This is a genomic window from Cognatiyoonia sp. IB215446, from assembly GCF_033963825.1.
Taxonomy (GTDB): domain Bacteria; phylum Pseudomonadota; class Alphaproteobacteria; order Rhodobacterales; family Rhodobacteraceae; genus Yoonia.
The window spans coordinates 1,259,434-1,280,715 of the sequence record NZ_JAXBMD010000002.1 but is presented as its reverse complement, the minus strand read 5'-3'; the positions used below and the strand labels follow the sequence as shown (position 1 = coordinate 1,280,715).

At 59.8% G+C, this 21,282-nt stretch carries 21 protein-coding genes; 11 read left to right on the top strand and 10 right to left on the bottom strand.

What is annotated here, in order from left to right:
• Window positions 1-3: 3 nt before the first annotated feature.
• Together SLH49_RS13810 and lpxB are read left to right on the top strand one after the other, a co-directional pair.
• On the top strand, window positions 4-903 hold the full coding sequence (locus tag SLH49_RS13810) for an LpxI family protein (protein ID WP_320269708.1): 900 nt from the start codon (window positions 4-6) through the stop codon (window positions 901-903).
• Window positions 900-2,051 carry a lipid-A-disaccharide synthase gene (lpxB, locus tag SLH49_RS13805; RefSeq protein ID WP_320269707.1) on the top strand — a complete coding sequence of 384 codons (1,152 nt, stop codon included), beginning with the start codon at window positions 900-902 and terminating at the stop codon, window positions 2,049-2,051. Before SLH49_RS13810 ends, lpxB begins: the two co-directional genes overlap by 4 nt.
• Here lpxB and SLH49_RS13800 read toward each other — a convergent pair.
• From SLH49_RS13800 to SLH49_RS13790, 3 genes are all read right to left on the bottom strand, one after another.
• Window positions 1,977-2,900: a DMT family transporter gene (locus tag SLH49_RS13800; protein ID WP_320269706.1), complete on the bottom strand. Its 924-nt coding sequence runs from the start codon at window positions 2,898-2,900 to the stop codon at window positions 1,977-1,979. The two genes, lpxB and SLH49_RS13800, sit on opposite strands and share 75 nt — an antisense overlap.
• 108 nt (window positions 2,901-3,008) lie before the next feature.
• Window positions 3,009-4,130, bottom strand: a complete 1,122-nt coding sequence (locus SLH49_RS13795; protein ID WP_320269705.1) for an OmpP1/FadL family transporter — start codon at window positions 4,128-4,130, stop codon at window positions 3,009-3,011.
• Window positions 4,131-4,287: 157 nt separating this feature from the next.
• Complete coding sequence (locus SLH49_RS13790; protein ID WP_320269704.1) at window positions 4,288-5,172, bottom strand: DMT family transporter; 885 nt, start codon at window positions 5,170-5,172, stop codon at window positions 4,288-4,290.
• Window positions 5,173-5,253: 81 nt separating this feature from the next.
• Between SLH49_RS13790 and SLH49_RS13785 the strand changes: the two genes are divergently transcribed.
• On the top strand, window positions 5,254-5,862 hold the full coding sequence (locus tag SLH49_RS13785; protein WP_320269703.1) for a neutral zinc metallopeptidase: 609 nt from the start codon (window positions 5,254-5,256) through the stop codon (window positions 5,860-5,862).
• A gap of 8 nt (window positions 5,863-5,870) precedes the next feature.
• Here SLH49_RS13785 and guaA read toward each other — a convergent pair whose 3' ends face one another.
• Window positions 5,871-7,445 (bottom strand): glutamine-hydrolyzing GMP synthase, encoded by a 1,575-nt coding sequence (guaA, locus tag SLH49_RS13780; RefSeq protein ID WP_320269702.1) that lies wholly within the window; start codon window positions 7,443-7,445, stop codon window positions 5,871-5,873.
• A 137-nt stretch (window positions 7,446-7,582) separates the two neighbouring features.
• On the opposite strand from guaA, the gene SLH49_RS13775 reads away from it, so the two are divergent.
• Window positions 7,583-9,133 (top strand): trimethylamine methyltransferase family protein, encoded by a 1,551-nt coding sequence (locus SLH49_RS13775; RefSeq protein WP_320269701.1) that lies wholly within the window; start codon window positions 7,583-7,585, stop codon window positions 9,131-9,133.
• Here SLH49_RS13775 and SLH49_RS13770 read toward each other — a convergent pair.
• Window positions 9,126-9,422 carry a DUF6477 family protein gene (locus SLH49_RS13770; protein WP_320269700.1) on the bottom strand — a complete coding sequence of 99 codons (297 nt, stop codon included), beginning with the start codon at window positions 9,420-9,422 and terminating at the stop codon, window positions 9,126-9,128. The genes SLH49_RS13775 and SLH49_RS13770 overlap by 8 nt on opposite strands.
• Before the next feature lie 248 nt (window positions 9,423-9,670).
• On the opposite strand from SLH49_RS13770, the gene SLH49_RS13765 reads away from it, so the two are divergent.
• Window positions 9,671-10,792: a DUF6456 domain-containing protein gene (locus SLH49_RS13765; protein WP_320269699.1), complete on the top strand. Its 1,122-nt coding sequence runs from the start codon at window positions 9,671-9,673 to the stop codon at window positions 10,790-10,792.
• A gap of 104 nt (window positions 10,793-10,896) precedes the next feature.
• A complete protein-coding gene (gene lipA, locus SLH49_RS13760) occupies window positions 10,897-11,856 on the top strand; it encodes a lipoyl synthase (RefSeq protein ID WP_320269698.1) in 960 nt (319 codons plus the stop codon).
• Here lipA and SLH49_RS13755 read toward each other — a convergent pair.
• Both SLH49_RS13755 and hpt read right to left on the bottom strand, forming a co-directional pair.
• Entirely contained in the window at window positions 11,853-12,020 is a 168-nt protein-coding gene (locus tag SLH49_RS13755; protein WP_320269697.1) for a hypothetical protein, read from the bottom strand. The genes lipA and SLH49_RS13755 overlap by 4 nt on opposite strands.
• Window positions 12,017-12,574, bottom strand: coding sequence for a hypoxanthine phosphoribosyltransferase (gene hpt, locus SLH49_RS13750; RefSeq protein WP_320269696.1), 558 nt, complete (start codon window positions 12,572-12,574; stop codon window positions 12,017-12,019). Before hpt ends, SLH49_RS13755 begins: the two co-directional genes overlap by 4 nt.
• 172 nt (window positions 12,575-12,746) lie before the next feature.
• On the opposite strand from hpt, the gene SLH49_RS13745 reads away from it, so the two are divergent.
• The gene (locus SLH49_RS13745) at window positions 12,747-13,190 is read left to right on the top strand and encodes a type II toxin-antitoxin system RatA family toxin (protein ID WP_320269695.1); all 444 of its coding nucleotides are present in this window, start codon (window positions 12,747-12,749) and stop codon (window positions 13,188-13,190) included.
• Between the two features lie 4 nt (window positions 13,191-13,194).
• Here SLH49_RS13745 and SLH49_RS13740 read toward each other — a convergent pair whose 3' ends face one another.
• The 3 genes from SLH49_RS13740 to SLH49_RS13730 are packed head-to-tail and all read right to left on the bottom strand — an operon-like array spanning window position 13,195 to window position 15,286.
• On the bottom strand, window positions 13,195-13,671 hold the full coding sequence (locus tag SLH49_RS13740; RefSeq protein WP_320269694.1) for a CinA family protein: 477 nt from the start codon (window positions 13,669-13,671) through the stop codon (window positions 13,195-13,197).
• Window positions 13,668-14,156, bottom strand: a complete 489-nt coding sequence (locus SLH49_RS13735) for a phosphatidylglycerophosphatase A (RefSeq protein ID WP_320269693.1) — start codon at window positions 14,154-14,156, stop codon at window positions 13,668-13,670. The genes SLH49_RS13740 and SLH49_RS13735 overlap by 4 nt, the downstream gene beginning before the upstream one ends.
• Complete coding sequence (locus SLH49_RS13730) at window positions 14,153-15,286, bottom strand: bifunctional 2-C-methyl-D-erythritol 4-phosphate cytidylyltransferase/2-C-methyl-D-erythritol 2,4-cyclodiphosphate synthase (protein ID WP_320269692.1); 1,134 nt, start codon at window positions 15,284-15,286, stop codon at window positions 14,153-14,155. The genes SLH49_RS13735 and SLH49_RS13730 overlap by 4 nt, the downstream gene beginning before the upstream one ends.
• Window positions 15,287-15,473: 187 nt before the next feature.
• Between SLH49_RS13730 and dusB the strand changes: the two genes are divergently transcribed.
• From dusB to SLH49_RS13710, 4 genes are all read left to right on the top strand, one after another.
• A complete protein-coding gene (gene dusB / locus SLH49_RS13725) occupies window positions 15,474-16,475 on the top strand; it encodes a tRNA dihydrouridine synthase DusB (protein ID WP_413785288.1) in 1,002 nt (333 codons plus the stop codon).
• A complete protein-coding gene (locus tag SLH49_RS13720) occupies window positions 16,472-17,548 on the top strand; it encodes a two-component system sensor histidine kinase NtrB (RefSeq protein ID WP_320238661.1) in 1,077 nt (358 codons plus the stop codon). The genes dusB and SLH49_RS13720 overlap by 4 nt, the downstream gene beginning before the upstream one ends.
• Window positions 17,548-18,921, top strand: a complete 1,374-nt coding sequence (locus SLH49_RS13715) for a response regulator (RefSeq protein WP_320238660.1) — start codon at window positions 17,548-17,550, stop codon at window positions 18,919-18,921. Before SLH49_RS13720 ends, SLH49_RS13715 begins: the two co-directional genes overlap by 1 nt.
• A gap of 136 nt (window positions 18,922-19,057) precedes the next feature.
• On the top strand, window positions 19,058-21,280 hold the full coding sequence (locus SLH49_RS13710; protein WP_320269807.1) for a PAS domain-containing sensor histidine kinase: 2,223 nt from the start codon (window positions 19,058-19,060) through the stop codon (window positions 21,278-21,280).
• Window positions 21,281-21,282 lie beyond the last annotated feature (2 nt).

Here is a 21,282-nt window from a genome sequence, read left to right as displayed (position 1 = left end):
CGGATGCTGGCCCTGATCGCAGGTACCGGTGATCTGCCGCCCGCGCTGGTCGCGCGCCTGCCGGAGCGTCCCTTGATCTGCGCCTTGCAAGGGTTTGATCCCGCATTGCCCGTCGATATCCGGTTTCGGCTAGAGCATCTGGGCACCTTCCTGCAAACGCTGCAGGACGCTGGTGTCACGCGTATCTGCATGGCCGGTGCGATCCGGCGTCCTGAGATTGACCCGAGTGCCATCGATGAGGGCACCAAACCCTTGGTGCCGCGCGTCCTTGCCGCTTTGGGGCAGGGTGATGACGGGGCATTGCGGATTGTGATCAGCCTGTTGGAAGAGCATGGATTTGAGGTTTTGGCCGCCCACGTGATTGCCCCAGACCTGCTGCCTGGCCCTGGCGTGCTGACAAAAGCGCCGCCGTTGGACCAGCACCGGAAGGATGCGCAAGCGGGTGAGGCTTGCGTGGCCGCGATGGGCACTGTGGATCAGGGACAGGCCTGTCTGATCCGGCGAGGCCAGGTCGTCGCGAGCGAGGGCGCTGATGGTACCGATGCAATGATCGCCGCCTACGCCAAGGGCGCGACACCACAGGGCGACGATGACTTTTTCGGCATCGTTTCGGATGCGGCGACCTCCGCCTTTGATGGGCTGACAAGCTTGATGGTGGGGGAGCCTTTGGACAAATCCGCAGGCGCAGACACGATCCTCTTCAAGGCGCCCAAGCCGGATCAGGACCGCCGTGCTGACCTGCCCGTGATTGGCCCCGGCACGGCGCAAGGGATCGTCAAATCCGGGCTCGCGGGCATCGTGATCGAAGCCGGCGGCGTAATGGTGTTGGAACCAGAACAGGTGGTCTCCATTCTGGATGCAGGCGGCGCTTTCCTGTGGGTCCGTGAAAAAGGGGCAGAATGAGGGTCTTTCTGATCGCGGGCGAGCCATCGGGCGACAAGCTGGGCGGCGCGCTGATGGCGGGGCTGAAAGAGCTGCGCTCGGACGTCACATTTGACGGGGTCGGAGGCCCACTGATGCAGGCCGAAGGGCTGGTCAGCCGCTTTCCCATGGATGAGTTGAGCGTGATGGGCGTCGCCGAGATCCTGCCGAAATACCGCGCACTGAAGGCCCGGATCAGGCAGATGGCCGAGGCGATTTTGGAGACCAGGCCCGACGTGCTGATCACCATCGACAGCCCGGATTTCTGCTTGCGCGTCGCGCGTCTGGTGCGGGCCGCCAGCGACATCCGCACGGTCCATTACGTGGCCCCCACCGTCTGGGCCTGGCGCGCGGGCCGGGCGGCCAAGATGGCCCAGCATATCGACCATGTGTTGGCGCTCTTCCCGTTTGAGCCGCCTTACATGCAAGCGGCAGGCATGGATTGCGATTTTGTCGGCCATCCGGTGGTGGCAGAGCCGGTTGCCTCACCTCACGAAGCCGCCGCCTTGGGGTCGGGCACGGTGGTTCTGGTCCTGCCCGGTAGCCGCAAGGGCGAGGTATCCCGCCTGGCTGACCGCTTTGGCGATGCTGTAGCCCAGATCGCCGCAGAGGTGCCGGATGCGCGTTTTGTGATACCGACGACCGAAGGGGTGCATGCGCTGGTACAAGAGCGGGTCAAGCATTGGTCAGTACCCGTTAAGGTGCTACTGCCAGGATCGCCGGAAAAGGCGCTCTGGTTCCGGCGGGCAGATGTCGCCCTGGCTGCCTCCGGCACCGTGTCGCTGGAGCTTGCCGCGAATGGCACGCCGATGGTGATCGCCTATGACATGGCCTGGCTCAGCCGCATGATCATCTCGCGGATGCTGCTTGTCGATACGGTGACGCTGGTCAATCTGGTGAGCGAGACGCGGGCGGTGCCGGAGTTCATCGGCAAAGACTGCCGGCCGGGGCCGATTGCCGATGCGGTTCTGGCGGTTCTGCAGGATCCCGGCGCGCAGTTGGACGCGATGCGCGTCACGATGGAGCGGCTGGGGCAGGGCGGTGAAGCGCCGGGCCTACGCGCGGCGCGCGCGGTACTGGACCGCCTGCAGCAATCGCCCGTCGATGATGATAAGCCCAAGAGCGAGTAGCGCGAAACCGGCATAGGCGCGCAGGGGCAGCGCCTCACCCAACACAAGCGCGCCAAGGATGATGGCCACAGGCGCCACAAGCAACGTGACCAGCATCAGATTGCCACTGCCCGCCATGGCCAGCACCCGGTAGTAAAGCAGATAAGCGACAGCCGTTGCGATGATGGCGTAATAGGCGACCGCCGCCCAGGTTTGCGGCGCAAGAGCCAGGCTGAACGGGCCCTCGATGATCCACGCGAAGGGGATGGTGATCATGCTCGACCCGGTCAGCATGCCAGCGGCAGCCACCTGTGGCGAAAGGCCCGCAAGCGTCTTGCGCGCCCAGACACCGGCCAACGCATAGCTGATCGTGCCGCCGATCACCGCCAATTGGCCGAGCGAGCGAATATCGAATTGCAGCAGCGCCGACAGGCCGATGGCCGTGGCGACGCCAAGAAAGCCAAGGCTGACACCCACCGCTTTGCGCAGGGTCAGGCGTTCATCTGCAAGGAAAATCGCGGCGGCGATGACCCCGAAAATGGCGGTGGCCGCATTCAGGATCGAGGTGAGCCCCGTTTCGATATGCAACTGTCCCCAGGCCATCAGGCTGAATGGAATGACGTTGTTCAGAAGCCCCATGACAAGGAAAGCGCCCCAGATTCCCGGGTCTTTTGGGATCGGAAGCCGCCGGAACAACACATAGGCCCAAAGGATCAGCATCGCCCAGCCCGTGCGATGGGCCACGGAGGTCAGAAACCCAAGCTCATCCAAGGCGATGCGGATCGATAAAAACGAACCTCCCCAGATGAAAGCGAGCAGGATCAGTTCGGTCCAAGCACGGGGCGAGATGGTCTTTTGCGCGGTTTTCATGTGGCCGGTTTGACCGTGTCCCGGTTAGGAGGGCAACCCGTATCATGCGAAAGAAACGAAAAAGCCCCGCCGGTTTTGGCAGGGCTTTGCTTGGTTTGCTTATCGGATTTAGAAGTTGTAGCCGATTTTGAAGCCGACGCCGATCGCGCTGTTGTCTTCGAAATCTGACCGCGCGGTGTCTGGCGTACCTGTTTCGGCACTTGCGTCACCTGGCATGATGTAACGCACACCGGCTGCGAGCGTGACATTGTCCACCTCGTATTCGCCTGCCACGCCAATTGAGAAGTTACCGTTTGTCGGCGACAATGGGGATACCAGATCACTGTCACCTTCTGGCTCAAATCCGATGCTGACGGAGCCCGAGAACTCATCAGTAAAGCGACGACCGATACCCAAGGTGTAGCCAAAGCCGTCCTCGATGTCGGTCAATGAACCCAGTGGGAAGTTTTCGGGCTCTACAATGACGACACTGTATTCAGCCCAACGCACGGAGCCGAAAAGCAAGGTGTCTGCCGCGATACCGGTTTGAAAGTCCAGATTAACGGCTTGTGGTGTCGTCACCTCGGTATCCGCAGTCGAGCCGAAAGTGTCCGTTGTGCCGAACTCATGTTCGATTTCGGAGATATAGGTAAGCGCGACACGCAAGGCGATATCCGGAATTTCATACGCAGCACCAAGCGTGTACCCAAACCCGGTATCCCGGTCCAGATCGACATTGTAACCCGAAACGCCGCCGGGTGGTGGGCCGCCATATGCCAGACCATCAAGCGTCACGGAGCCCTCGATCGACTGTGCGCGAAGGCCGCCATAGACGCTGATATTGTCGTCAATTTTGTAGCGAAGAAGACCGGTGACGGCGACACTGTCCAGAATAGCTTCAGTACCACCCAAGGCGACGGAGTCCCCAGTTGGGTAGATGATATCGGCGCCGTATGGTTCGTCGACAATGACAGCGATCGAGAATTGCTCATTGATGTCGCGCTTATAGCCAAAGCCAAGCACGCTGTAGTTTTCGGCGACGTTACCAGTTTCGCTTCCTCCAAAGGCGGCAACGTCTTCGCCATCGACTTCCGGCATCACGTAGCCAAAGCTGAACTCGGCATAAGCACCTGTCTCACCGCCTTCTTCAAAGATGACGCCAATCGGCTGGCCGGACCGGTCCAAGCCTACCGCATGTGCCAGTGATGTCGTCAAAAGCAGGGCTGCGCCTGCGGTAAGTGCCTGTTTCATGTCCTCGTCCCTATCATGAACAAAATCTGTGCAGCGGACCCTAAGGAGTGCGTAACCTTTGCGTCAATTAATGACGCGACGTCACGCCGCAGGTGGCATCGTAGCGTCACAAAAATACACTACCTGACGTTGTTTTGAAATATTTGAACTGTCCCGTTCAGTTCGGGGCTGTTTTTCGCGCCTGACTGATATTGAGGTAATTGCCCGCAAAAATGAGCGCTGCACCCACAAAAACAATCAGTTCAAGCGGTTCATCGTAAAGGAGCATGCCCACAACCGCGATGGTTGGCAGCCGCACGAAGTCGATCGGCATGACGATGCTGGCGGGCGCGATGCTGAGCGCCTTGGTCAGGCAGAAATGCGCGACCAACCCGGCAATGCCGATGGCAATGACCCAGGGGATATGCGTGCGCGAGGGCAAGGCGATATCGCCATCAAAACCTGCCGCGACGAGGCCAAAAAAGGCCTGCATGACGGTGAGGTAGAAGAGGATTGTCGTGATCGACTCAGTCCGCGTCAGCTTACGAGTAAATATTGCGGTCAGCGCAAAGAAGATCGCGCAGGCCGCCGCGGCAATCAGGCCGGGGCTGAGATTGGCCGGATCAGGTCGCGCCACGATCAGGATACCCGCAAACCCGATCAGCGCGCTGATCAGACCAATCCGCGTGATCCGCTCGCCCAGAATGAGGGGTGAGAGCAGGATCACCCAGATGGGTGTGGTGAACTCCAGCGCAAAGACCTGCGCCAGCGGGATCATCGTGATCGCGTAGAACCACAGGTTCTGGCCCGTGAAATGGCACAGGTTCCGCAGGCTATGCAGGCCCAATCGCGATGTGCGTGTTTGATGCAGCGTGCCAGCCAGATGCGCGATCACAACGACAATCACGATCCCCGTCAGGCTGCGATAGAGCATGATCTCAAACGTATCAAGCTGATCGCTGACCGCACGCCCGGCCACGGCCATGCTGGTGAAGGCGCCGATGGCACCGATCATCCAAAGGGCGGCCTGAAGGATGGTGTTATGGGGGCGTGCAATATCCATGGCGCTACTTGGTCTGCTGCCGACGGCTTTTGCAACCTCTCATCGTCTGTGTAAGGCTTTGATCATGAAAGGGGGCTGTCAATGCGCTGGTTCATTCTGTTCTTCTTCATACCAGCGGTCGCTATCGCTGACCCGGTCGAAATGGTGGAGCAGGCCGCGAAGGAGGCTTTCGACAGCATGCCGCCTGTGCAGATCGTGCGCGAGATTGCGGGGCGTTGCGGTGCGGATGCCAACGTGAACCCGCATGTCGCCTATTGCACCAGCCAGAACGTCATCTTTCTGACGCGAGAGGCGGCAGACCAGCCGCAAGCCGCCTATCTTGTCGCGCATTCCTACGGGCATGCCGTGCAGGTGCGGCACGGCGTGGCTGATTTTGCGCTGGCCCAGATTCGCGCGCGCCGCGATGAAGAGGCGATGCTGCGTGGATTGGTAGAGCGGCAGGTGGATTGTATCGCCGGGTTCTTGGTGGCGCGGGCCGGTTTGCCAGACGCCGATCTGACGGATTGGTTCGACGCCGACCCTTTTGACGATATCCACTGGGGCCGCAACCCGCTCAGCATCGGGCCCGTGATGGGCATTGATCTGGCTGACCGTGATGCGTGGTTTCAGATCGGGCAGGAGGGGGACATTACTGCCTGCGGTCCCGGAGAGTTCACGGCGGATTTATTGGTCGCTGCGCTGAGGAAATAGGACCCAGCCTATTCCCACTCAATCGTGCCGGGGGGTTTGCTGGTGATGTCATAGGTCACCCGATTGATGCCCGGCACCTCGTTGATGATCCTTGTCGCGGTCTCGCCGAGGAAATCGTGACTGAACGGGTAGTAATCCGCTGTCATGCCATCGACGGAGGTAACGGCGCGCAGGGCGCAGGCATAGTCGTAGGTCCGTCCGTCGCCCATCACGCCGACGGTGCGGACGGGCAGGATCGCGACGAAGGCCTGCCAGATTGCATCGTAAAGCCCGTGTTTGCGAATTTGGTCGATATAGACTGCATCGGCTTGGCGCAGGATGTCGAGCTTGTCGCGCGTGATCTCTCCCGGGCAGCGGATCGCAAGGCCGGGGCCGGGGAAGGGGTGGCGTCCGATGAAACTGGCGGGCAGGCCAAGCTCGCGACCGAGGGCGCGCACCTCATCCTTGAACAGCTCGCGTAGCGGTTCGACCAGTTTGAGGCCCATCTTCTCAGGTAGGCCGCCCACATTATGGTGGCTTTTAATCGTCACCGAAGGCCCGCCGGAGAAGCTGACGCTTTCGATCACATCGGGGTAAAGCGTGCCTTGGGCGAGGAACTCGGCACCTTCGATCTCATTCGCATAATTCTGGAAGACGTCGATGAAGAGCTTGCCGATGATCTTGCGCTTGGTTTCAGGGTCGGACTGACCTTCGAGTTCGCCAAGGAAGAGATCCTGTTCCTGGGCATGGATGACCTGCAGGTTCATGTGGTCGCGGAACATGCCGACGACTTCTTCGGCTTCGTTCAAACGCAAGAGCCCGTGATCAACAAAAACGCAGGTGAGTTGGTCGCCCACGGCCTCATGGATCAGGGCGGCGGCGACAGAGGAATCCACGCCGCCGGAGAGCGCGCAGATCACCTTTTTGTCGCCCACCTGATCGCGGATCGCGGCGATTGCCTGTTCCCGGTAAGCGCCCATGGTCCAATCGCCAGTGAAACCCGCGAGGCGCACGAAGTTTTCGTAAAGTTTAGCGCCGTTGGGCGTGTGGTGCATTTCGGGGTGGAACTGCACGGCATAGAAGTGGCGGTTGGGGTCGGCGGTGATGGCATAAGGCGCGTTTGGCGAGGTGCCATAAACCGCGAAACCTTGTGCGACTTCAGCGACATGGTCGCCATGGCTCATCCAAACCTGCTCCTTGCCATCAGCAAACCAGCCGTCCAGCAAGGGCAGTTCCCCGGCGGGTGAGACATAAGCGCGCCCGAACTCAGCCGTGCCGCCGCCGCCGGTGATCTTGCCCCCCTCAACGACACCGCCGAGGTCTTGCATCATCACTTGCTGGCCGTAGCAGATGCCCAGGATCGGCACGCCCAGCTGATACACCGATTGCGGTGGGCGAGGGGAACCTTCGCGGGTGACACTGTCGGGACCACCAGAAAAGATTACTGCTTTGGGGGCGAAATCGGCCAGAAAGTCATCCGTGACATTCTGATAGGGGTGGATTTCGCAATAGACGCTGAGTTCGCGCAGTCGGCGGGCGATCAACTGGGTGACCTGGCTGCCGAAATCGATGATCAGCAGGCGTTCGTGGGTGCTGTGTTCCATGGCGCCTCTATAGCGGTTGCCGGACCCGGCGCAAGAGAGGCGCATGTCGCTTTTGCCCGCCAAGCGGCGCAAAATCGGCAGGGTCGGCTGGCGCCGAGCGCTAAGAACGTCGCAATCAGTTGCCGGAGGGATCGATCATGTCGGATGCACCAGTCAGAACGGGACGCCGTGGGCGTGGTGGCGGCGGTGCGGCGCGCCGGGCGGAGCGGACAGCGGTCAGTGTTGAAACGGCCAAGTATATCGAACGGAATGTGCCGAATTATGAGGTGCTGACCGACGATGCCTTGGCCGTGATCGAGGCTAATGCGGAGACGGTGCTGGCCGAGATTGGTGTGAATTTCGTGGAAAACCCGGAAGCGCTGGCCCGCTGGAAAGAGGCTGGTGCCGAAGTTGAGGGAGAGCGGGTGCGCATCCCGCGCGGACTGGCACGCAAGCTTTGCGCAACCGCTCCTTCAGAGTTCACACAACATGCACGTAACCCCGAGCGCAATGTCGTCATCGGCGGCAAAAACCTCGTGCTTGCACCGGTTTACGGCCCGCCCTTTGTGCGCGATGCCGAAGGTGGCCGCCGCTATGCGACCATGGATGACTTCGAGAAATTCGTGAAGCTGGGCTATATGTCCAAGTGGCTGCATCACTCTGGCGGAACGGTGTGTGAGCCGACTGATGTGCCGGTCAACAAGCGCCATCTCGATATGCTGCTGGCCCATATGATCTATTCCGACAAGCCGTTCATGGGGTCGGTGACCGAACCCAGCCGCGCGCAGGACTCGGTCGAGATGTGCGAGATCCTGTTCGGCAAGGAATTCGTGCAAGAGAACACAGTGATGACCTCGCTCATCAACATCAACTCGCCACTCACCTTCGACAGCATCATGATGGGCGCGTTGGAGGTCTTTGCGAAGAACAATCAGGCCTCAATCATCAGCCCGTTCATCGTGGGCGGGGCGATGGCGCCGGTGTCGGTGGCTGGCACGCTGACGCAGGTCCTGGCCGAGGTTTTGGCAGGGGTTGCTTATAGCCAGATCGTCCGGCCCGGGGCGCCTGTCATCTTCGGGACGTTCGTTACGTCAATCGACATGAATTCCGGTGCGCCGACCTTTGGCACGCCAGAGGCGAGTCACATTACATACGGGGCAGGACAGCTCGCGCGGAGGCTGGGATTGCCCTATCGTTCCGCAGGGTCATTCTGCGGATCGAAGCTGCCTGATGCACAGGCCGCCTATGAGACGGCGAACAGCCTGCGGATGGGGCTGCTCTCTGGTGTCAACTTCATGTTACATAGCTGTGGCTGGCTTGAGGGCGGGCTTGTCGCTTCGTTCGAGAAATTCGTGATGGATGCTGACCAATTGGGCACGCTGCATCACTTCGCAAAAGGCGTCGATCTAAGCGTCAATGGTCAGGCCATGGATGCCATCGAAGAGGTGGGACCGGGCGGGCATTACCTTGGATGCGCGCATACTCAGGCCAATTTCAAGACAGCTTTCTGGCGCTCCGACCTGTTTGACTACAAGCCATTTGAGACCTGGGACGAAGAGGGCGCGCGCGACACACAGACCCTTGCGACAGCGCGGGTCAAGAAACTGCTTGATACCTATCAGCAGCCCGCGCTTGATCCCGAGATCGAAGCCCGCCTGCGCACCTATGTGGCTGAAAAGAAAGCCAGTATGCCGGACACCTTTACCTAGCGTCAGGTGTGGCTGTCTGCAAAAGCTGGGCTTCGCCTGCCAGCGCGATCAGGATTTCGACATGTTTTGCGACGGCGTAATTGCCTGATTTTGCCACGCGCAGCCCGTTCATTTCGGATTCGAGATCAAAAAGCCGCATGATTGCAACGGCCGGACGTGGCAAGGTGTCGCATTGCAGCAGCCTGCGCAGATGTACTTCGCGACGGTAGTCATCCAAACCGAATCGTACGCTCCGCGCGAGGAGTTTTGGGCGCTTAAGTGTGTGTAAACGTGTTTGAATATCAAGCATTTGAAGGCCTTTCTGAAAGCATTTGGTGTCAGGTTAGGTGTACACTCCTTTGGCCGGTGTTGCGGGAAGTGCATTAGTTAAGAACGCTGCCCTCAGGATTGTTTATCCTTCAGAAAGAATGGTTGACGTACGAAACACGTCGTTAACAAATGAGTAACCATACACGCATACGTTGCGTCGCCGATGCGCTTTCGGTGTGGGTGGCTCTTCGTTTGCGTCTCGGGACTATCGGTAAGAGGACGAGTGAGATGACTGCACAACAGGGGCCGGCTGGGCCCGATGCGCTTCCACAATGGGTACCTGATGCGGCGCGCCACTATCTGGCGCATACCGAAACAGGCCAATCCATTCGCGCATTGGCCCGCGCAAGTGACTGCCACCCCTCAACTGTTTTGCGTCAGGTGCGTCGGTTTGAATGCCGCCGCGATGATCCGCTGATTGATGCGGCTCTGAAATCCCTTTCTGCCCGAGTGACGACCGACTGCGATCACATGGAAAGGGAATTGGGAATGACACAAGTAGATTGCCTCGATGCGGTGCCGGTGAAGACTACGCCATTGACACAAAAGCAGATTGATCAGGATGCCAAACGGATTTTGCGTAGGCTCTGTGAACCGGGCGCGGTGCTGGCCGTCGCGCGGGAAATGGAGACGGCTGTCGTCGTGCGTGAGGGGCAAACGGGTGAGCAGCTGCGCACCGCCGTCGTTGACCGCGAAATCGCACAGGCGATGGCGCTGAAGGACTGGATTGGATGCCCTGACCCCGATGGGCGCGTGGCACGGTACTTCATCACAAATACAGGCCGTGCCGCCTTGCGCCGTCTGACGGCGGAGGACGAGAATCGCGCCAGTGGTTTTGCCGAGAAGAAGGCCGATTTGGACAGCGATGCCGGCTGGGACATCGCGGCAATTGAGGGCGAAACGCGCCCCGCGCATCGTTACCATATGACGGAAAGCCCGCTTGTCGGTCTGGCGCGTCGTCGGGACCGCGACGGAGAGCTTTTCCTTAAACGGGATCTCGTGGCCGCAGGCGAACGGCTACGTGAGGATTTTGAACTGGCGCAGGTCGGTGCAAAAACCGTCGAAAGCTGGGAGGCCTTTGTGACCGGCGAGGCCGTGGAATTGCGCCCTGAAGCCTCCCCTGGGGCGACCGCAGCCAAAAAACGCGTCCGCGATGCGTTGCAGGATCTGGGCCCCGGCTTGGGAGACATCGCGCTGCGCTGCTGCTGCTATCTGGAAGGTTTGGAGCAGACCGAAAAGAACATGGGCTGGTCCGCACGCTCTGCCAAGATCGTCCTGCGCATCGCGTTGCAGCGGCTCAAGCGGCATTATGAGGAAACGCAGGGGCAGTTCGGGCCGATGATTGGCTAGGCGGTCCATGCAGCCCATGCAGTGCCGTCATGCGCGGCACTGTGGCGGTTGCATAAGGCAGGGCGGAGGCATTACCTAGGGTCCAGACAGCTTGGAGCCTGACAATGCCCACCCGCGACCTGAAGATCCCGGCACAGCGCCATCCGGAAAAACAACGCCGCGCAGACGCGCCGCAGCCGAAAAAGCCGGATTGGATCAGGGTCAAGGCGCCGGTCTCGCAAGGCTACAAGGACACGCACGAGATCATTCGCGAGCATAAGCTCGTGACCGTTTGCGAAGAGGCCGGTTGCCCCAATGTCGGCGAATGCTGGAGCCAGGGCCACGCGACCATGATGATCATGGGTGAGGTCTGCACGCGCGCTTGCACCTTCTGCAACATCGCGACAGGCAAACCACCTGAAGCGCTTGATGTGTTCGAACCCGGTCGGGTCGCGGATGCTGTCAAGAAACTGGGCCTCAACCATGTGGTCATCACGTCAGTAGACCGCGACGATATTGAAGACGGGGGTGCTGCGCATTTCGCCCAGACGATCCGCGCGATCCGCCGTCAATCCCCTGACACGACAATCGAAATCCTCACGCCGGACTTCATTCGCTGTGACCCATCCGTTTTGGAAGTGGTCGTTGAGGCGCGGCCAGATGTCTTCAACCACAACCTTGAAACCGTCCCCGGCCTCTATCCCGAAGTCCGCCCCGGCGCGCGCTATTTCCATTCGCTGCGCCTTTTGCAACGGGTGAAAGAACTCGACCCGACGATGTTTACCAAATCCGGCATCATGGTGGGCCTGGGCGAGGACAAACAGGCCGTGACACAGGTCATGGAAGATATGCGTGCGGCGGATATCGATTTTCTGACCATCGGCCAGTATCTGCAGCCCACACCAAAGCATCACAAGGTGGATCGCTTTGTGACGCCCGAGGAATTTGAGGCCTATGAAAAGGCCGCGTATGGCAAAGGCTTCCTGATGGTCTCGGCCACCCCGCTGACACGCTCGTCCTATCACGCTGGCGAGGATTTCGCGCGGCTGCGTGCGGCGCGAAACGCCAAACTGGGAGCCGTTTAGGGACGAAGCCGCTCCGCCGCCGCCCAGTCGGGCCAGTACCCGAAATGCTCCAATGCGGCGAGCGTGATGCAGAACGCGATGATGGCGAAAACCATGATCACCCGTTTTGCCGAAGGTGGGTTTTGCGCCCAGCGTTTTGCGCGCAGAAACCATAAAGGGTTCATTCCGCGTCATCCTTGAACCGAACCTTGCCAATGAAGGGCAGATTGCGGTTGCGTTGGGCGTAATCGATCCCGTATCCCACGACGAATTCGTCCGGGATCTCGAAACCCGTCCACGTCGCTTTGAATGGCACCTCGCGGCGTGACGGTTTGTCGAGAAGTGCAATCGTCTTAAGTCGCGCGGGCTTGCGCGATGAGAGCAGCTTCATAACGTGGTTCAGCGTATGGCCCGTATCCACAATATCCTCGACCACCAGCACGTCACGCCCTTCGATCTGGCCGCGCAAATCCTTGAGAATGCGTACTTCACGCGTGCTTTCCATACCGTCTCCATAGGAGGAGGCTTCGAGAAAATCGACCTCAACCGGCAGGTCCAGTTCGCGCACCAGATCGGCGATGAAGACAAACGAGCCGCGCAAGAGCCCGACGACCACCAGCTTGTCAGTATCGGCAAAGTCGGCACGAATCTCATGGGCCAACGCCTCAATCCGCGCAGCGATAGCCTTGGCGCTGATCATTTCGTCGATCAGATAGGTAGAGTGGTCGGGGGCGGGCATTGACGGCTCCTGCATGTGTCGTGTTGCCCCAGATGTGAGGGCAAACGGCGCTTGGCGCAACGTACAAATTGAGGTGGCATTGCGGCATCAAGACCGCTCGCAGCTTCGTGGCTTGATTTTTCTTAGGAAAGTTAGGACATGCTTACCGAATACCTGTTGCGAAAGACCCAAGATGCCGTCCCATTCTGAAACCAAGGTTCTGCCTTACACCGCAAAGCAGATGTATGACCTGGTGGCGGATGTGGCGAATTATCCCGAATTTCTGCCGTGGACGGCGGCGGCCCGGATTCGCAGCATGCAGGATCATGGCGAAAAGGTCGTGTTGCTGGCGGACCTTGTGATTTCTTTCAAGGTCTTCCGCGAGCGCTTTGGCAGTCGGGTGACGCTTTGGCCGGGGGAGAACCGGATTGATACTGAGTACCTTGATGGACCGGTGCGCTATCTGGAAAGCCAATGGCATTTTGCCGAGATTGATGGCGGTTGCGAGGTTTCGTTTTCTGTCGATTTCGAGTTTAAGAACAAGCTTTTGCAAGGTGCGGCGAATGTCTTTTTCAACGACGCTATGCAGCGAGTCGTTAGGGCGTTTGAGCGGCGTGCTGCAGCGCTTTACGGTTAGCTGCTTAGGTTGACCAACGCCTGAGTTCGGCGGCCAATAAGTCAATCGCATGGGCGGTGGCGCCCTCTCTGACATTGGCGCGCCCGATCGCACCGAATTCAATGGTTTCCGCAAATGCCCGGTCTGTCGTCGCAATCCCGAAACAGACGCGTCCTTCCGGCTTGTGCTCAGACCCGCCGGGGCCTGCGATCCCGGTGATGGATACGGCCAGATCAGCGTCGGAATGGGCAACCGCCCCCTTGGCCATTTCTCTTGCCACTTCTTCAGAAACGGCACCATGGGCGTCCAGCGTTTCCGTTAGCACACCCAACTGCGCCATCTTGGCCGCGTTCGTGTAGGTGACAAATCCCCGGTCGAAGACCGCCGAACTGCCCGCGATATCGGTGATCGCGGCGCTAACCATGCCACCGGTGCAGCTTTCGGCAGTGGCGATCATGACGCCTTTCGCTTTGGCCAACTGAAAGAGGTCACGCGCGTTCATAACAACACCAGATGGAAAAGTGCGGCCAGTGCCGCGACGCCAATTGCCGCAAAGATGCCCGCGATGACGTCATCAAGCATCACGCCCGTTGGTCCATGCAGCCTGTCCGCCCAGCCAATGGGCCCACACTTTGTGATGTCGAAGAGCCGGAACAGCACAAAGGCTGCGATCCAGCCGGGCCAAAGTGCCGTCATCTCAACCCCGCGCGCCCATGCGCCAAAGGCGACGGGCAAGAGCGCGATCCATTGCCCGACAACCTCGTCGATCACAATCTCGGACGGGTCGTGGTTGTCTTTGCCTCTGGTCTCCACGCCCGTGGCCCAGACACCCAGACCGTAGGCAATGATGCAGGCCAATACGAGGCCCCATGGACCGACGATTGTGTAGATGATCCAGGCTGTAGGCAGTGCGGCGAGCGACCCCCATGTGCCGGGGGCAGGGCGCAGATGGCCAGCATAGAAGAACGTGGCGATCAGATGCGTCATGCCTTTACCAACGTGACGGTGGCGAGTGCGGCGATGCCTTCCTCACGTCCAGTGAAGCCCAGTTTTTCCGAAGTGGTGGCCTTCACACTGATCCGGTTTGCGTCAAGCTGCATGATGCGCGCCAGTGCGGCCTTCATCGCGGGCTGATGCGGCCCGATCTTGGGATATTCGCAGACGAGGGTGCAGTCCACATTGCTAACGGCAAAGCCGGAATCGCCCGCTAGGGCGACTGCATGTTCGAGAAAGATGTGGCTGGCCGCACCTTTCCATTGCGGATCAGAGGGCGGGAAATGCTGGCCGATGTCGCCCTGGCCCAGAGCGCCGTAGATCGCGTCAGTGACTGCATGCATGCCGACATCGGCGTCCGAATGTCCCTGCAATCCACGTCTATGGGGTATCTCAACGCCGCAGAGCCGGACATGATCGCCCGGGCCAAACCGGTGCACGTCATAGCCATTGCCACATCTGATATCCATCTGCTGCCCCATTAGTCTTTCCGCGCGGGCGAGGTCACCCGGATGCGTGATTTTGATATTGTTCTCGTCGCCGGGTACGATGGCAACGTGCAGACCAGCAGCCTTGGCGACCGCGACATCATCGGTGGCGTCTGCGTTGCTGGCCTCATGTGCTGCCAGAAGCGGGGCGAGGTGAAATCCCTGTGGCGTCTGCGCGCGGAAGAGGCCCGCTCTATCCTGCAGACCCGTGACGCCGTTGTCTGCGCCATGCCAAAGCGTGTCTGTGACGGGTAGAGCAGGTGCCGCGCCCTCTTGTGTTTCAAGCGCGGTGAGTACGCGGTCGATCATAGACGCTGAGACAAGTGGGCGCGCTGCATCGTGGATCAGAACGCGGTCGGTTCCTTGGGGGCAGGCATTCAATCCAGCCAGCACCGATGCCTTGCGGGTCTCGCCGCCTGGCACGATCCTCGCCGGACACAGATTGTTGCCGCGGCCCGTCGCAATATCGTCTTTATGCATAACAACAACGATATCATGCACGTCCGCATGGGCCTTGAATGCACCAAGCGTCCATTCCAGCACGGGTTTGCCACGCAGCATCTGCCATTGCTTGGGCAGGTCCCCGCCAGCCCTTGTGCCGCGCCCGGCTGCGACGATGATTGCAGTGACTTGCATGCCAAGCTCCGCCCATTCCTTAAGGCTGTTCTATGGTGCATAGGGGCTCTGTGCAATTCGTCTGTTTTTGCGCTTATTTGATTAATTATTAGGCAGATGATCATTTTTGGGGAGGAATCATTTCGGCGCATATTGTGAGGCCGCAAAAATCGCCCTATTTCAACACTAACGCACACCCTTTGAGCGAATGACTGTTCTGTTGGCAACATCGAGTACCCTGAGCGTTGGAAACGTCGCACTACGACCGCCGGTGGCCCTTGCGCCTTTGGCGGGGATTACCGATTTGCCGTTTCGCCAGCTGGTCAGTTCGTTCGGCGCTGGCTGGGTGGTGAGCGAGATGGTCGCGAGCCAGGAAATGGTGCAGGCAAAACCCGGTGTCCGCGAACGGGCCGAGTTGGGTTTTGATCAGGCAGGGACCGCCGTGCAGATCGCCGGGCGCGAGGCGCATTGGATGGCCGAGGCGGCGCGGATGGTCGCGGACAATGGCGCGGCGATGATTGACATCAATATGGGCTGCCCCGCCAAGAAGGTCACCAACGGCTATTCCGGCTCCGCGTTGATGCGCACACCCGATCATGCGCTGCGCCTGATTGAGGCAGTCGTGAATGCGGTTGATGTGCCCGTGACGCTCAAGACCCGGCTTGGCTGGGACAACGATTGCGTGAATGCCGCCGATATAGCCCGGCGGGCCGAGAGTGCAGGCGTCAGATTGGTGACGATCCATGGGCGCACGCGATGTCAGTTCTACAAAGGCGCTGCCGATTGGGGCGCGATCCGCGAGATCAAGGATGCCGTGTCGATCCCTGTGATCGCCAATGGCGATATTGTGGATGCGACGACAGCACGCGTGGCCCTTGATCGTTCAGGTGCGGATGGTGTGATGATCGGTCGGGGTGCGCAGGGGCGCCCGTGGGTCTTGGCCGAAGTCGCCGCTGCACTTCACGATCTCCCCACGCCAAAGATTCCTGTGGGTGGTGCACTGATCGAGATGGTTGCAAGGCATTATGAGGCGATGCTTTCGTTCTATGGCCATGACCTTGGTCTGAAAGTCGCGCGTAAGCATCTGGGTTGGTACATGGATGATGCAGGTACGCCATCCGCCTTGCGTAAGGCGATCCTGACGCATCGCGAAGCATGTCTTGTCCTGCGCGATCTGCCTGATGCTCTGGGTCAGCGGGTGGCCGCATGATTGTCGACACCGCGCTTTGGAATTCATTGCCTGTACCCGCGCTTTTGCTGGATGACGATGATCTGATTGTCTCGTCCAATCCAGCGGCGGAGTCGTTTCTTAACATGTCAACCAAGGCGCTGATGCGCCAGAAATTGTGGGACACCGTGATGATCGATGCCCCGCTTGAGGCGCCCTTTGCCCGTGCGCGCAAGAACCGAACCTCGCTCTTTGTCAATGACGTGGATGTGGGCAGCGGTGAACGAGCGCCGCGTTTGTGCAACCTGCAATTCGCCCCGCTGCAGGGCGGGGATGACACGATGATCGTGATGATCAGCCCGCGCGAGATCGCAAGCCGGATCAATCAGAACCATTCGTCCGAGAAGGCCGCCAAGTCCGCCATCGGCATGGCCGAGATGCTGGCCCATGAGATCAAGAACCCGCTGGCGGGGATCACGGGGGCGGCGCAGCTTTTGTCGATGGGGCTCAATCAGGATGATCGGGAAATGACCGACCTGATCGTTGAGGAAAGCCGCCGCATTGTGAAGCTGCTCGAACAGGTGGAACAATTTGGCAATCTGCGGCCGCCCGTCCTGAAGCCGGTGAATATCCACGATGTGCTGGACCGCGCGCGGCAATCGGCGGCTGTGGGCTTTGGCGCGCATATGCTCTTTATCGAGGACTATGATCCGTCCTTGCCGCAGACGCTTGCCGATGCCGACCAGCTTTTGCAGGTGTTTCTGAACCTGCTCAAGAATGCCTCTGAGGCGAACAAGGAAGGCGGGTCAATCCGGCTGCATACCTTCTACGAAACTTCCCTGCGGGTGCGCCGGTCGGATGGCACACAGGCGCGACTGCCGCTGCAGATCGAGATCATCGATGATGGGCCAGGCCTGCCGCCCGAGATCGCCGATGACGTGTTTGAGCCCTTCGTGTCAGGTCGTGAGAATGGGACGGGGTTGGGCCTTGCACTTGTCTCAAAGCTGATCGGCGATGCGGGCGGGTGGATATCAGTAGAATCCGTGCCGGGCCGCACAGTCTTCCGCATTTCCCTGCCGCTGGCCCCAAAAGAATCTGAAACAGGAGAGACGTAATGGACGGAACCGTTCTTGTTGCTGATGACGACCGGACAATTCGGACGGTGCTGACACAGGCGTTGACGCGGGCAGGGTGCAAGGTGCATGCGACCTCGTCGCTTGTGACGCTGATGCGCTGGGTCGATGAGGGCAAAGGGGACCTCGTGATCTCGGACGTGATGATGCCCGACGGCAATGGGTTGGAGCAGTTGCCGCAAATCTCTGAGGCGCGGCCCGGTCTGCCGGTCATCGTCATCTCAGCCCAGAACACGATCATGACCGCCATTCAGGCGGCCGAGGCGGATGCCTATGATTATCTGCCGAAACCCTTTGATCTGCCCGATCTGATGAAGCGCGCTGCACGCGCGTTGGAGGTGAAACGCCGTGCGCCGATCACCCGCGCGCCTGATGTGGCTTCGACCGAGCAGGGGGGCGACTTGCCACTTGTGGGCCGCACCGGTGTGATGCAGGCGCTCTACCGTCTTGTGGCGCGGGTGATGAACACGCAGCTACCCGTGCTGATCACGGGCGAAAGCGGAACGGGCAAATCGCTGATCGCCCGCGCCGTGCATGATTTCTCTGACAGGCGCAGCCTGCCTTTTGTTGTCGTCTCCGCCGCTGATCTCGAAGGGATGGATGGCCCATCAACCGTACTGAGCCGCGCGAAGGGTGGTTCGATCCTGTTCGATGAGGTCAGCGATCTGTCGGACGAGGCGCAGGCGCGTATCGTGCGGATGCTCGACAGTCTGGGTGACAATGCCCCGCGCATCATGGCCACATCGCAATCCGATCTCATGGCCCGGATGGAAGAGGGGAAGTTTCGCGAGGATCTCTTCTATCGGTTGGGCGGCGTGACTGTGGATGTGCCGTCCTTGCGTGAACGCGTTGATGACATTCCGCTTTTGGCCGAGCATTTTCTGGCACGGGCAGAGCGTGATGGCGCGCCTGCGCGCCGTTTTGGCGATGCCGCGCTTGATCTGGTGCGTGCCTATAGCTGGCCCGGCAATGTCCGCCAGCTGGAGAATGCGGTCCGCAGGCTTGTGTTCACAGCCGCCGAGGAAGAGATCACCCGCGCTGAGGTCGAGATGGTGTTGGGTAACCAGCCCGCAATTGAACCCCTCCGGTCGGGTGGAGAGGGCGAGAAACTTTCTGCCAGCGTTGCCAAACACTTGCGGCGCTATTTTGATCTTCATGGTGGCGTACTCCCACCGCCGGGCCTTTACAATCGGATCCTGAAAGAGGTCGAGGGGCCGCTGATCGAGATCGCGCTCGACGCCACGGGCGGCAATCAGGCCAAATGCGCAGACCTTCTGGGGATCAACCGGAATACGTTGCGTAAGAAAATCACCGACCTCGATATCCGCGTGACACGCCGCCGCAAATTGATGTAAACCCGCAACAGAACCGTGGCTTCGATGCGTCATCGTGTCGTTTTGACCACAAAAAATTGCGGTATCCGTGGGGCAGAGCGCGCCTCACGCTTGTTGCGGGGCTTGACGCGTGCAGCGGACCCTTCTGGGCCTCAATATGAGCCGGTTCAACCGGTGGCAAAGGCAGCGCCATGTACAAAGCGCGCTGACGTCAGGTCTTGTGCTGGCCGCCCCGCTTCTCGCGGTCCTGACTTATATCGTCGTAGTGCCGATGGACCGGGGCGCGTCCTCAGCGCTTTTGCAATTGGTGCTGCTGACGGATTTTGTCTATGTGCTGATTGTGCTGGCGCTTTTGATGCGGCAAGTCGCGCGCATGGTGGCCGCGCGTCGGGCGAAATCGGCCGGGTCGCGCCTGCATTTGCGGCTTACCGGCGTCTTCGCATTGGCGGCCTTGATCCCAACGGTTTTGGTCGCCGTCTTCTCAGTTCTGCTGATCTCTGTCGCACTGGATGGGATGTTTTCGGAGCCCGTGGGCAACGTCTTGCGCACCTCCCTGACCACCGCACAGGCCTATGAGGAAGAGCACAGGCAGGAACTGACCCGCGACAGCCGGAGCCTCGCCATCTATCTCAACCGAGAGCGTCAGGCCAATTTGTTCATGGATAACGGTGAGGTGCGCCGCCTTCTGGGCACCATCCAGCCACAGATCGAACGCGGGCTGAGCGAGGCATTTGTACTCGATGGGGAAGGCAACATCGCCGCGCGCGGGCTGGGTTATGATTTCGATTACGAACGCCCGCCGGACAGTGCCTTTGCAGAGGCGCGTGAAATCGGGATCGTGATCATCGAGGATTTCGAGAACAACGAGTTCCGTGCGCTTCTGCCGCTCTTGGCGTTTCGGGACAGGTATCTTTACGTCACGCGCCCCGTGGATGGGAATGTGCTGTCTTTGCTCGACGACACGACCGAAACCGTTGCTCAATACGAGGAGCTGGCGAATGAACGCGGGCAAATCCTGTTTCAGTTTGGCCTGCTTTATCTGGGCTTCGCTGCCATCCTGATCCTCGGGGCGATCTGGGGCGGCTTGTGGTTTGCAGAGCGTTTGTCGCGCCCGGTGGGGCGGCTTGTCTCCGCTTCCCAGCGTGTTGGATCCGGCGATCTGGATGTGCGCGTGATTGAGGATGAGGGTGACGACGAAATCTCTCAGTTGGGTCATTACTTCAACCAGATGACCAGCCGCCTGAAAGGGCAGCGCGACCAGCTGCTGGAGACCAATCGGATGACCGAAAGGCGGCGGCGCCTGTTCGATTCCGTGCTGAGTTCGGTGACCTCCGGTGTTGTGGGGCTTGATGCCGATGGGCGCGTCACATTCGTGAACCCTTCAGCCCGCAGATTACTATCCGTGAAGCAGGACCAGGCCGATAGCGCCTTGTCGGTGGCGATCCCTGAATTTGCGGCGCTCTTTGACCAGGTGCGCATCTCCGGCGGTGACGGGGTGCAAGAGCAGGTGAACCTGATCCGCAAGGGCCAACAGGAAAGCCTGCTGGTGCGCATGTCACCGCGCCGGAACGCCGATGGTGCGTTAGAGGGCTACGTGGTGGCCTTTGATGATGTCACCGATCTGGTGAGCGCGCAGCGTCTGGCGGCGTGGGGCGACGTGGCCCGCCGCATCGCGCATGAGATCAAGAACCCGCTGACGCCGATTCAATTGTCAGCGGAGCGGATCAAGCGCAAGTTCAGCGTGCAGGTGGGCGATGAGGCGGGCAAGCTTGATCAGATGACCGATGTGATTGTCCGCCAAACCAATGATTTGCGGCGGATCGTCGATGAATTCTCAAAATTCGCGCGCATGCCAGAGCCGCAATTGAATGTCGCTGATATGACCAAACTCGTTCGGGACGCCATCACCCTGCAAAAGGCCGGGCAGCCGGATGTGCAGATTGTGGCGGACCTGCCCAAAGCTGCGGTTCTTGCCGAGATGGATTCGACAATGATCAGCCAGGCGCTGACGAACCTTATCAAGAATGCGGGCGAAGCCACGGAAACTTATATCGAAAAACACCAACCCGAAGACTATAAGCCGGAGGTTCGCGTCTCGCTTTCGCATGCACCAAACGCGGTGACGATCAAGATCTCGGACAACGGGATCGGTCTGCCGGAAGACCGCGCGCGGCTCTTCGAGCCCTACGTGACAACGCGTGACAGCGGCACCGGGCTAGGGCTGCCGATCGTAAAGAAGATCATTGAAGAGCATGGCGGGGTGCTGACCCTGACCGATGCCGAAGTTTTCGAAGGCCAGGATCACGCAGGCGCCTGTGCCATCATCCAACTTCCCGCTTTGTCCGCCGGGACAGCGGCCACAAAAATACCAGCACAATGAGG